General features: G+C 22.9%; 15 protein-coding genes. 14 read left to right on the top strand and 1 reads right to left on the bottom strand.

What is annotated here, in order from left to right; genetic code table 4:
* Position 1 precedes the first annotated feature (1 nt).
* From ACQH20_RS06055 to ACQH20_RS06045, 3 genes are read left to right on the top strand one after another with little or no spacing between them, the layout of a single operon-like run.
* The gene (locus ACQH20_RS06055) at positions 2 to 163 is read left to right on the top strand and encodes a hypothetical protein (protein ID WP_425376881.1); all 162 of its coding nucleotides are present in this window, start codon (positions 2 to 4) and stop codon (positions 161 to 163) included.
* Complete coding sequence (locus tag ACQH20_RS06050; RefSeq protein WP_425376880.1) at positions 156 to 296, top strand: hypothetical protein; 141 nt, start codon at positions 156 to 158, stop codon at positions 294 to 296. Before ACQH20_RS06055 ends, ACQH20_RS06050 begins: the two co-directional genes overlap by 8 nt.
* The gene (locus ACQH20_RS06045; protein WP_425376879.1) at positions 289 to 570 is read left to right on the top strand and encodes a hypothetical protein; all 282 of its coding nucleotides are present in this window, start codon (positions 289 to 291) and stop codon (positions 568 to 570) included. The genes ACQH20_RS06050 and ACQH20_RS06045 overlap by 8 nt, the downstream gene beginning before the upstream one ends.
* 69 nt (positions 571 to 639) lie before the next feature.
* Here the strand turns inward: ACQH20_RS06045 and ACQH20_RS06040 are convergent, their stop codons facing one another.
* A complete protein-coding gene (locus ACQH20_RS06040) occupies positions 640 to 774 on the bottom strand; it encodes a hypothetical protein (RefSeq protein WP_425376878.1) in 135 nt (44 codons plus the stop codon).
* Positions 775 to 780: 6 nt separating this feature from the next.
* Here ACQH20_RS06040 and ACQH20_RS06035 point away from each other — a divergent pair, with 6 nt between their 5' ends.
* From ACQH20_RS06035 to ACQH20_RS05985, 11 genes are all read left to right on the top strand, one after another.
* Entirely contained in the window at positions 781 to 1,959 is a 1,179-nt protein-coding gene (locus tag ACQH20_RS06035; RefSeq protein ID WP_425376543.1) for an IS3 family transposase, read from the top strand.
* A gap of 124 nt (positions 1,960 to 2,083) precedes the next feature.
* Positions 2,084 to 2,731: a hypothetical protein gene (locus ACQH20_RS06030; protein WP_425376877.1), complete on the top strand. Its 648-nt coding sequence runs from the start codon at positions 2,084 to 2,086 to the stop codon at positions 2,729 to 2,731.
* 19 nt (positions 2,732 to 2,750) lie between these two features.
* Complete coding sequence (locus ACQH20_RS06025; protein ID WP_425376876.1) at positions 2,751 to 2,939, top strand: hypothetical protein; 189 nt, start codon at positions 2,751 to 2,753, stop codon at positions 2,937 to 2,939.
* Between the two features lie 16 nt (positions 2,940 to 2,955).
* Complete coding sequence (locus ACQH20_RS06020) at positions 2,956 to 3,333, top strand: hypothetical protein (protein ID WP_425376875.1); 378 nt, start codon at positions 2,956 to 2,958, stop codon at positions 3,331 to 3,333.
* An 18-nt stretch (positions 3,334 to 3,351) separates the two neighbouring features.
* Entirely contained in the window at positions 3,352 to 4,536 is a 1,185-nt protein-coding gene (locus tag ACQH20_RS06015; protein ID WP_425376874.1) for a hypothetical protein, read from the top strand.
* 11 nt (positions 4,537 to 4,547) lie between these two features.
* Positions 4,548 to 6,245 carry a hypothetical protein gene (locus tag ACQH20_RS06010; protein WP_425376873.1) on the top strand — a complete coding sequence of 566 codons (1,698 nt, stop codon included), beginning with the start codon at positions 4,548 to 4,550 and terminating at the stop codon, positions 6,243 to 6,245.
* Between the two features lie 3 nt (positions 6,246 to 6,248).
* Entirely contained in the window at positions 6,249 to 7,070 is an 822-nt protein-coding gene (locus ACQH20_RS06005; protein ID WP_425376872.1) for a hypothetical protein, read from the top strand.
* A 1,271-nt stretch (positions 7,071 to 8,341) separates the two neighbouring features.
* Positions 8,342 to 9,583, top strand: a complete 1,242-nt coding sequence (locus ACQH20_RS06000; RefSeq protein WP_425376871.1) for a hypothetical protein — start codon at positions 8,342 to 8,344, stop codon at positions 9,581 to 9,583.
* Positions 9,534 to 10,475 carry a hypothetical protein gene (locus ACQH20_RS05995; protein WP_425376870.1) on the top strand — a complete coding sequence of 314 codons (942 nt, stop codon included), beginning with the start codon at positions 9,534 to 9,536 and terminating at the stop codon, positions 10,473 to 10,475. The genes ACQH20_RS06000 and ACQH20_RS05995 overlap by 50 nt, the downstream gene beginning before the upstream one ends.
* Positions 10,367 to 11,557, top strand: coding sequence for a hypothetical protein (locus tag ACQH20_RS05990; protein WP_425376869.1), 1,191 nt, complete (start codon positions 10,367 to 10,369; stop codon positions 11,555 to 11,557). Before ACQH20_RS05995 ends, ACQH20_RS05990 begins: the two co-directional genes overlap by 109 nt.
* A gap of 57 nt (positions 11,558 to 11,614) precedes the next feature.
* Positions 11,615 to 12,853, top strand: a complete 1,239-nt coding sequence (locus ACQH20_RS05985; RefSeq protein ID WP_425377562.1) for an IS256 family transposase — start codon at positions 11,615 to 11,617, stop codon at positions 12,851 to 12,853.
* Positions 12,854 to 12,870 lie beyond the last annotated feature (17 nt).

The following is a 12,870-nucleotide window of genomic DNA, read 5'->3' as shown; positions in this document are numbered from 1 at the left end:
TATGAACAAAGAAAAAATAATTGAATATTACACTGAAATTATAAAATCACAAAATAAAGAAGCAGAACAATTACAAAAAAAATTAGATGAATTAATAATATCTGTATGTTGTTACCATAGAATGGTAGAAAAAATAAAAAATGGTGATTTTGATAATGAATAAAGAAAAATTAATGAAAGAAATTTGTTATGAAAAATCACAAATTGTATATTGTTATATGAAATTAAATCAAATAATTAGTCGTTTAGATGAATTAATGATGAAAATAGAGGATGGTGAATTTGATAATGATTAAATTAAAAGATTTATTTGGTCAAGATAAAATAGAAATATTTTCACCAAATCCAAATGATTTAACAGATAGTAAAGATATAAAAGCATTGATTTTATGAAAATATCCTAATGTAATTGCTGAATATTTAGTTGTTTCTCAACCTCATGCAAATACTGCTATTTTAGTGGGAGATAATATTAATTACACAGGTTGAGTAGAAGTATTTATTAAAAAAAGAACAAGTTTAGAAGGAGTAGATGAAAATGCCAAATGATACCATTGTACAATCAAATAATTATACATTAATGAAATTAATAAGAACTGGAATAAGTCCCTTATCAGCAATGATAGGTACAAGTGCTTATTATGGTCAATTATTAGAAACTCCAGTATTAGGAAGTATTAATGCTTTATTGTTTAGTAAGAAATGAACATCTAGAATAAAGTAGACACAGAATTGTAACCTTTGTGTTAAAAATACTTTAAGGAAGGTGTTCATTTTTTTATGGCTAAATGACTATCAAAAGAAGAAAAGTTAAAAATAATAAAAATAAGTAAAATTAAAACAATTGATAAAACCGCATTAGAGTATGGTATTGGTCGATCATCAATAAAAGAATGAATTAAAGCATATAAATTATTAGGTGAAAAAGGTTTAGAATATGGCAATGGAATTCGTGCTAAAAAAACCAAAAGAACAGGTCGACCCAAATCTTTAAATTTTAATGAAATGACAAAACAAGAATTAATTGAATATATTGAGGCAATGAACGATATAAAAAAGTATTTAGAAAAATCGACAAAAAAGAAGAAATATTTTGTGATTTTCTCATTGAAGAAAAAATATCAGATTAGTTATTTATGTTGATTATTAAATGTTTCAAAATCAGGATATTATAAGTGAATTAAGAATGGAATGAATGAATTTAATAAATGAGATACATTTTTAGCTAATATAATTAAAAATATTTTTTATGAATTTCAAGAAATTTATGGTTATAAAATGATAACTTTATGAATTAACAAAATTTATAATTTAAAATTAAAATTTCATATTGTATATAGATATATGAAAAATATGAGTTTAAAAGCTAAGGTTCGCATAAAAAAATTTGATTATAGAACTAAATCAGGAAGTTTAAGATATGATAATTTATTAAAACGTGATTTTTCAACTACTAATTTAAATGAAAAATTAGGTACTGATATAACTTATTTATTAACTAATGGTAAAACATATTATTTATCAATTGTTAAAGATTTTCATAATAATGAAATATTAGATTATAAAATAAGTGCAAGTTTAGACATGACATTTGTTGTCCAAAACATTATCCAAGCTTGAGTTAATGCTCAAAAACCTACTTCATGAATTTTACAATCAGATCAAGGATTTCACTATACAAATCCTTCTTATAAAATTTTATGTGATGAATTAAAAATAAAAATTTCAATGTCTAGAAGAGGTAATTCCTGTGATAATGGTGCTACTGAAACTTGATTTGGAACAATGAAAACAGAATTTCTATATCAAATTCCAAGAAAAAATAGAACTATTGAATGAATACAAGACAACTTACCTAAATATATTTACTTTTATAATAATTATCGACCTCAAATAAAATTAAAAGGAATGAGTCCAATCGAATATCGATTAGCTCATTCCAAACCAACAAATAATTAGTTCATACCTATAAATTTAACACTTACAAACGCTATTTTATAAAATTTAATAAAAGGTTACTTTTATTGTCCACTTTTCTTGACAAGTTCAGAAATTAGGAATTGATATATGAAATTTAAATCAAATGCCTAGTACTAAAACTAAATTACTTAATAGTTCTAAAAAAATATTATTAGGATTAGGAACAATTGGATTAGCAAATTATAGTAAATTTATACATGAAATAATTGAACCAGTTAATCCAACAACACCTATTCCTATAACTACTAGTACAACACCAAGTACTACAACAACAGATACTCCACCATGACCACCAAATTTATTATTAAATGCAAATAATAATCATAATAATTTAATGGATTGAGATACATATTTATCTTTAAATTCATATGGTATTGCTAATTTAATTGCAGGAATTACTGAATTAATACCTAGTAAATTTGAAAATGTAAGAAAAATTGCAAATATGATTACTGGTGGAGCATTAATTTCAAGTGGTGTTGCTATGGGTATTAATAATGACTTTAATAATGCTTATGCTATTCCAACAATAGTTGCAGGAAGAAGTGAAATTATCCATAATTTACTACCAATAGAAACTAATCATATTAATACTGAAATGCAAGAAACACCATTTACTAATGAAACATCAAGATTAGTAAATGATAATGCAAGTATAAATAGTTATCATTCAAATGAAACAGAAGATGTAATATTTGATGCAAATAGAAGACCTTATCAATCAACTACTGTACCAATAAATAGAATATAGAAGAAAGGAAAATATAAAAATGAAAGAATTTTTAAAAGCACTTGAAACAATTGGAATAAGTACGGGTATATTAATTTGTCGAGAAATTATTGTTTTATTAAAAAGATTTATTTCAACTCCAAAACATGTTAGAGCAAATAATAAAGTAATAAAACATCAAAAAAAATTAGCAAAATTAAATGAAAAAATTAATAAAGAAAATAAATAATAAAGGTGTGATTTAAATGTTAGAAAATGAAACTAATGTTTCAGAAACAAATGAACCTTTAACTGAAAATCATGATTTACAACAAGAACAAGAAACCAAAATTGTTGAATTAGAAAATAAATTAAATAAACTTAATCAAGAAATTAAAGAAAAAGAAATGATTAATATATTTAAAAAATATCAAGTTAAAAAAGAATTTTATGATTATTTAAAATTTAAAACTAGTAATATAGAAAATTCAAAAATTGAAGAAACTATTAAAAAAATGATTAAAGAACAACCAGTATTTAAAGAACCAATTAATACAGGCGGTAAACAAGAAACAATATTAACAAATGAACAAACTTCAATAAAAAGTAGTTTATTAGATTATAAAAAGAAAAATAATTTATAAAAGAAAGGAAAATTTAAAATGCCAAATCCAGTACCATTTAAACAAAATTTAGATAATACTACAAAATTAGTAGAAGCACCTGAATTTATAGAATTTTATAAACAATCAAATAGTCCATGAGCAAGTTTTTTCCCAATTGAAATGGTTAATTCTACAAACATTGAATTTATAGTTAAAAAACCAAAAGACCCAACATTCAAAATACTTCATTGAAATGACAAAAGTAAAGGATTAGAAGTGGGTTATGTTGATACTGATAAAATTAATAAAGTAATTACAAAAGAAGCCAGTACAGGGGAAATGATTGGTGAAGTTGATTTATTTGCAGATAATGGGCAAAATTTATTAGAAAGTATGCAATATGAAGTTGCTAATGATTTAGCAGATTATTTAGCAAATAATGATACAAATACAATTGCTAAATCTGCCAAAAAAGTATACATTACTGATACAACACCAGTAGGATATTTAAAATCAATGTTATCAGCATGAAATACTTTATTTCAATTAAGAAATAGTAATAATTGTAAATTTTTTATAACAAATAGTCTTTATGATAGTTTAGTTTATTTAGCAGATAATAAAGGTTTAATTACTGATAATCAATTAGCACAACAATTAAGATTAAATGGAACAAATTTATATATTAAAGGTGTATTATGTCAAATTGTTATGGATGATTATATGACATTTAAAAATACTGAAAATAAAAATCAAATTATGAACTTTGTTTTAGCAACACCAAAAGCAATGAAAAGATATATGCTACAACAAACTAGTATATATGTTGAAGATATTAAAGATGGTAAAGTTCCTAAAAGATATTTAGTTGGTGGACAAGTAACAGGAGAATCTATTCCTTATATGTCAAACTCAGAAACAGAATCAAGATGAATGTTATGTGGTATTGTTAATAAAAAATATTTAAGTGCAGAAATTACAACATTAACAACTAATATTACTGCTGATACTACTAAAAAGAATAAATTATTAGATACAACAATTAAAAATACAACTGAATTAAATAATTTAAATCCAAATTTAGCAACTCCAATTATTAATTATTTTAGTGATACCCAAGGTCAAATTGATGTAAGTAATCAAAACCAAAAAGCAGGAGATTTATATGTAGTAATCACCGCTAATGACACTGATAAAAATTATCAAGGTTCAACAAATCCAATTAAAATAAATCTTAAATAAGGAAATTAATTATGCCAATTGGTACAACTAATACAGCAATACTTTTAAACATAAATAAACCAAAATATACTAGAATAAGTCAACAACAAGAACATAAAAGTTTATGATGAGAAATTTTAGAAATGATTGGTGTACAAGTTATAGCAGTAGCACTTGCTCCTTTTACTGGTGGATTAAGTGAAAGTTTTACACTTGGATTAGGTGCAAGTGATTTAATTGCTAGTATTAGTGCTGTTGGTGTAGAGTTTTTAACTGATTTTACTATTAATCAAGTTTATGATTATTTAAAAGGAAATGTAACACCATTAAATACTATTTTTAATATATTACCAGCATTTGCTGGACTTAATAAAATTAGTCGTGGTTATCGTACAACTAAATTTATTAAGTTAGCACAAAAAACTAAAACATTAGAACAAGTTGGTATTAAAGAAGTAAAAAACTTACAAGAAATTATTAGTCAAGTAAGTGGAAAAGAAATTTTAACAGATAAAATTATTGGTAACAAACGTTATTTAATGAATTATAGTTTTACTCCTAATCGTGAAACAATAATCCAAAATTTGGGTTATGTTGCTGAAAGACAATATAAAAATAATTTTCAAAAATTAGAAGCACAAGAATTAAAAGATTATTTATTATTACAAAATAGATTAATAAAATTAAGTCCACAATTAACTCCTAAATTTAAAATCAAAGATATTGAAAAAGCAAATAACTTTTTAAAAAAATATAATACTGATTTAAAAAAAGTACTATCTATCAACCAACATGATTGATTAAATTTAGTTCATACAATACATTCAGAAAATAGATATGGAAAAACTTTAATTTTAGATTTACAAAAAATTCGTGCTAATGCTATTAAATTTAATTTTAAAAATAGTTCAATTCATAAGATTTTTTTAAATGCAAATAAAATTTTTAAGTATTTTGATATTAGATTTTATTTAAAAAAAGGTTTAAATAAATTTTGAAAAGATACTCCATATTTTGAAAAATTACGAGAAAGTATATATAAATTACAAGAAAAATTTGAAAAATTAGAAAAACAAGCATTTGAAAAAATTAATCAATTAAAAGAAAAAGCAACTGATTTATTTACTAGTGCAGAGAAAAAAGCAATTAAACATGCACAATTAATTCCATTAAATTCCCCAGTATTTATGGGTTGTAAAATTCAACCTTTATCATTAGATAAATGTGCAATTACTATTTATCATCGCAATCCTAAATATAAACCAATTACAGTTGTTGATAGTATTCTTAAAGCAGAAACTTTTGTTACTCAAATACATCCATTCCATTGATATCGTTGATATAGTGGTTGATACATTGGTTATGGAGTTAATCAAAATAAATGATTAAAAGCAATAGCATTTGCTCCACCAGTAGTGCAACAAGTAATTAGAGATAGTTTTAAAGTATATAGAGAAATATTTAGAATAGTAAGGACTTATCATAAAGTAGTAAATGTTATTAATAATCCTATTGAAAATATTAATAAATCATTTAAAAGAGTTGGTTTAAAATTTTCAGTTAATACTTTATTTGGTACAGGATTATTACATCATTTAGAAAAATTTGCATATAGTCAAGTTGTAGAAAAAGGTAAGAAAAAATTACAAAAAGAAATTATCCATATATCACATAGAAAAACTAAAACAAAAACTAAGCATTATAAAAAAGCATTTTTTAAGGAATGATAAATTATGATTAATAAACTTTGAACTGATGTCAGTTTAGAAAATTATAATAACTGATATCCATTAACTGGAAAAATTACAGAAACACCACAACAATATATACAAACATGACCTAATGTTAATGATTGATTTAAAACATTTGCTATTCGTGCTCAAAATGATATTAATGCTTATCTTGATTTTATTTTATCTAAATTTCCTTTTGATAGTTTTAAAGATGAATTAATTAAAGAAACATTAAGAGATATGGTTTATGTAATGGTTGAACACTGAGTATTTAATCGTACACCAATTGAATTTAATGTTGATGCTACTATTCAATTTAATAATGGTAGTCAATTTAGTGCAAGTAGTATTCCAACAATTAACGTTTGAGATTTAGCACCTAGTAGAATGAAAATATGGGCAAGACTAACAAAATTAAAACAAATATTTTCAAGTTATAATGACGATGAAATAGATGTTGAAAAAATTGACTTAAAAGCATTTTATACTAGAAATCAAATTGATGAACTAATTGAACAACAAAAAGAATTTACATTATCAAAACAAATGAAGTTATATGATGATTTAATTGATGATAATGAAAATGAGATATATAGGGGTCGTGTTACAAACTTTATAAATAAAGGATATGTAGCAACTGAATATGACCCAAAAACTGAAACAATGATTTTAGATTGACCAGATGAAATTGGTACATTACCACCAGAAGCATTACAAAACAATCCACAAATTGGTGATTTTACTCATGCTCCAACTTGTGATTTTTTGGGACTTTCCAGCAATCTGTGTAACTTAGTGATTTTACAACTAAAATTTATTTAAAAAACACAGTTTTTAGGAAAGTCCCGATTTTTCTGCTAAACAACAAAAACGAATTACTACAAATGAAAATGAAATTACCAAATTAAATAGTGAATTAATTAAAACAAATGAAAATATTAATGATGTTAAAAATAATTGATTTAATATTGAAACTAGTCCATTATGAAAAAAAGTTAAAAATGAAAATATTAACACAGATACATGATATATTATTGATTGAACATATTATTTTATCGATAGTAAACAACTTATTATAAGTAATAATAAATTAACTAAATCTAATATAAGAATTACTAATGGTCAAATAGAACAAAAACAAATAATAATTGAAAATATTGATGTTAATATTGACAAAGTAACATTATTATATGATGTTGATTTAATAAAGTTTATTATTACTAATAGCACAAAAAAGTATAAACCAATAATTCATAATATATATCAATATCAAGGAACTGGGATACCAACTGAATTTATAGCAGAAGAAGGTACTGAACGTGATTATTATACAAAAATAGAAACTAATAATTTATTAGATAAAAAACAAAATATAGAAGATAATAATTTAAAAACTACTAATAAAACTATTGTTGGGGCTATTAATGAATTAAAAGAAAAAATAAAAGATAAAAAATTTTCAAATGATTATTTTAAATATAATATTGAAACAAATGAAATTTTATTAAATGATGAAGAAAATTCATTACTTTGTAAGGATTTATTAGAAAATAATGAATATAAGATATTAAAAACTCAAAATAAAAAATTATTACAAGCAATTAATGAAATATTAGAAAAACAACCACAACCAAGTCCAAGTGGTTCAAATTGAAAAGAAGTAGGAACAAGAGAAAAAAATCAATGAGATAATTGACAAATTACTTATGATTTTATAGTTAATAAACGTTACAGAGTTTATTATTCTTGAAATATACATAACCCAGTTTTTGCAATTCAAGAATTTATTATAACTGATAAAAGAATAGCAGGTGTACCAATAGAAGTTTTTAACAATAATACTAGTGTATTAGTTTTATCAGTTAATCATGCAAAATTTATTACCATTTATTCTTTAAAAGGTAATGATAAAGTTAATACATGAAAATTACAAGAATTACAGGAATAATATTATGTTTTTTAAAATTATAAAAATTATTTTAGGTTTAATTGGAGTAATTCTATCATCTGCAACAGCAGGTTTAATTATATTTATTATTGTAAAAATTATATTAAAAATTAATCAAATATTTTAAAGAAAGGTGGTGAATATTATGTTAAGTATATTTAAAAGGAAAGATAAAAGCAATATTAGTGATAGTCAAAGTGAAAAAATAAAGTTTTTAAGTAATAAAAATAAAAGTACTCATGCTTCAATTTTAAATTATTTTGGTTTTAATGATTTTAATCATGAAACTTATTTCACTGATTTTGTAGCAGAAAATAATGCTAATTTATATAATGCTCCATTAGACATTAATAATGAAACTATTAAACAATATTTAATTAAACAAGAATTTTATAGAAAAAATTGAAATTCTATTTTTAAATTAAGTAAATTAGGAATTAGTGGTTATTTAATTTATATTGCTAATGATGATTTATATTTTCAAGTAGTAGATATACAACAAAGAGTTTATGATATTACTGGTAAATTAATTCAATGTACTATTTTTTATGATAGTTATCAACAAAATGCACAAACTGTAAGATTATTTGAAGTTTATACACTAAATAATGAACAAGTAACTATTAATCGTGCAATTTATAGTATTAGTGATAATAAAAAACAATTTCCATTAGATTTTAAATCATTCATTAATAATCCTAATTTAGAACAAGAACAAATACTAAATATCAATTATATACCAATAGCAATTATGAGAAATAAAGCAAATGAACAAGCAGATTGTGATAAAGTAATGGATAAAATTAAATCATTAGATGTTATTTATGAACAAATTGTTTTAGATACCATTTTAAATTCACCTAAATTTATATTTAGTCAAACTTATGGTAATGTTCAATCAACATTAGAAGAAGCAGTAAGAACATTAGTTACTAAAAACTACATATTTAAAAGTGGTGGAGATAATAATGAACAAAACGAAAATATCAATATGACAAATAGTAATTTTAAAGGTAAAAATTTAACTGATATATACGATTGAAATGTTAATGAAATATTTAAACGTTGTGGTATTCATATACCAAGTCAAAAGAAATCAGCACAACAATCAGTCCCTGAAAGTACAGCAGTTAATATTTCAACTATTAACTATATTGAACAAAAATTATGACAATTTAATATTGATATTCTTAAATTTATTCAATTATTAGTAAGTTTAGATAAAGATTTATTAAATAGTAAAACATTTAATATTAATGATGAACAAGAAATTAATAATTTAACTGTTAAATTAAAATTATTTAATCCCGAAAATAACCAATTAATAGGAGAGAACAATGGAAAACAACAACAAACCACAAACGAAGTTTCCACAGAAACAAACTAAACTTAATCAAGCAGAAGTAGAAAATGATTATTTAATTGATAATATTTCTTATGACTTTACTAATATGATGAGTGCTACTAGTGACCCCGATATTAATAGAGCATATGATGAGTTTAAAAAAAGAACAATATATATTTATGAAATTGAACGTTTATTTAAAAATAATGAAAATAATAGTTTAAAATTTTCAGCAAATACTATTAAAATAGGTTTTATTGATATTGATAAAGTATTAAAAACTACTGCTGTTGAAACATCTGATTTTACTATGCAATTAAATCAAAGAGCAAGTACTAATATTAATGATAATACAATTGAATATAGTATGACTGATATTAAAAATTTAATTTTCCAAGAAATAAATTTATTAAATCAATTTAAGTTATATGCTGTATCTATTAATGAACCCATAACTGAAAATAATATTTATGATTTATATATCATTAATAATTATTCACAACCATATCAAAATCCAAAAACAAGAAGTACTAAAAGTATAACTATTATTAAAATTAAAGATTTTAAAACAAGAGATGGTTATCCAATTATTATTAAATTACAAAAACCATTAGATAAAGATACAAAAGTTACTGGTTTAAAAATTAAAGCACCTAGAAGCATGATTTTCGGAAATATAAAGGTACTTGGTGAAGTTGACAATATGGAAGTATACCCAAAGTTATTTGTTAAAGATAAGATAGCATTTCCGCTATTATCAATGCCCATTGAAACTCAACCAAAAGTTATAATATTACAACAATGATTTAGCGAACAAATTTTACCTTGAAAATTAGCAAAACAATTTATAGGACAAGAAAAATCAGTTTTAGATTTAATTGTATTGGTGGGGGAACTGAAACAAGAAAAGAAATTATTAATAATGCAAGAGTAACAAACGCTAAATTAGGTTATGATGTTTCTAAAAATTTACATGTATGACCATTATCTGATGAAATAGAATTAAAAGATAAAAAATTAGAGTCATGATTTTTAGTAGGTAACTATAATTTATTTATTTCTACAACCAATAAATTTCATGATGTTGAGCTTGAAATAAAAGATAGACCACCAATTGATAGTTTACAAAAAGTATTATTAGACATGCTAACTTATACATATAATTATAATCGTAATTTTGATGGAGCAAAATATGAAAATGGTAGTCCAAATAACCATATTGCTTATTTAAAAGTTAAATTTGAAGGACAAAAGCCAGATGATGTAATTACTAATTTATTTAAACAATGAAAATTAGATTATCCAAATTATATTGATTTAGAACAAATAAAAATATTTAAACAAATAGTTATTATGTTATCAAATAATATTTATTCAGTAGTGTCAATTAATAAAGAATTAAATGATGATTACAAATTATTGTTACCTTATTATTTTGAATTAAAATCTAATCCTATACATACTACTACTGATGAAATTTGAGAATTTAAAGATATAAAAGTAATATTAAAATCTGAATATTTTGATTTCACTGATATTAATAATATTAAATTAAAAAATAATGACATTAGTCAAAATGAATTATTTAAACTAGATGATAACCAATTTAATTGATTATCTATTACAAATGAATTAGAAAATAATAATATTCCGTCATTAATTCCAGCAGATTGGACATTAGGTAATGGTGAATATGGTAAATACTTTACAAGAACAATTATTAGCAATAATAAAGTAGAAAATGCTTTAAACTTATATGGTTCAAATAAATCTCAATTATTTTCAAAATTAGAATTTTATAAAGAAATTTCACAAATTGATAATAATAATGAATTTGAATTACAAGCAAGAAATCCGATTAATAAATTAAATCGGATTGAAATTAGTGGGATATTTGGTGCTGGTAATTATGATTTAATTTTAATAACTAATAAAGAAGAAATAAACCTAACTAATATTAATTTATTTGATAAATATAAGGTAATGTTTAGTAATCTGTGTAACTTACAAAAATAACTATGTTTAATTAATTCTAGTAAATATAATTAAATGACTAGAAAGAGTGAGTTACAGATGGCTAAAAAGCAAAATATTAATAATAATGATCCAATATCAAAAGCAGTAGATTTATTATTAGAAAATACTGAAGATTTAACAACAGTTTTTAAAGAGGGAGAATTGTATAAAGAATTAACAAAAAGATTAGTAGAAAAAATGTTGAATTCTGAGATGCAAAATTATTTAGGATATGATAAGAATCAACATAGTAATAGTGACAATGCTCGTAATGGTATAAGTTCAAAAAAATTAATAACTCAACAAGGTAAAATTGAGATTGATGTACCACGAGATCGCAATAGTAATTTTAATCCTGTAATAGTTGCAAAAAGACAAAGAAGATTTGATGGTTTTGATCAACAAGTTCTTTCTTTATATGCAAAAGGTATGACATTATCAGATATTAGAATGCAATTACAAGAGTTATATCATGGTGCTGATATTAGTGAAAGTGTTATTAGTCAAATTACTGATGATGTTATTGATGATGTAAAAGCATGGCAAAATCGACCATTAGAAAGTGTCTATCCGATTGTTTATTTTGATTGCATAATAGTGAAAGTACGACAAGATAAAAGGATTATTAATAAATCAGTTTATATAGCTTTAGGAGTTGATTTAGAAGGTAAAAAAGATGTTTTAGGTTTATGAATTAGTGAAAATGAAGGTGCTAAATTTTGATTAGCAAATTTAACAGAAATGAAAAATCGTGGCTTAAATGATATTCTTATTGCCTGCAGTGATAATTTAACAGGCATGTCAGAAGCAATACAATCAGTTTATCTTAAAACAGAACATCAATTATGCATAGTTCATCAAATTAGAAATAGTTTGAAATATGTCTCATATAAGCATAGAAAATCTCTAGTTGCAGATTTAAAACCAATTTATACTGCATGTAGTGAAGAACAAGCAATGCAGGCTTTAGAATCCTTTGAAAATAAGTGAAATAAACAATATCCTCAAATTGCTAAATCTTGATATAAAAATTGAGATAATTTAATTGTTTTTATTAGTTATCCTGCAGAAATTAAAAGAGTGATTTATACAACAAATGCTATTGAATCTGTAAATAGTCAATTACGAAAAGTTATCAGAAATAAAAAAGTTTTTCCTAATGATATGGCAGTTTTTAAAATATTTTATTTAGCAATTGAAAATATAACAAAAAAATGAACAATGCCCATTCAAAATTGAAATACAGCAATTGCTCATTTTATGATAAAATTTGAAGATAGAATTAATCTAAACTAGTACTTTGTAAAACAAAG

The sequence above is a fragment of the Spiroplasma endosymbiont of Aleiodes alternator genome (genome assembly GCF_964031135.1).
Classification (GTDB): Bacteria; Bacillota_I; Bacilli_A; order Mycoplasmatales; family VBWQ01; genus Spiroplasma_E.
Note: the sequence above shows the minus strand (reverse complement) of the source record. Positions and strands in the feature narration are given on the sequence as shown.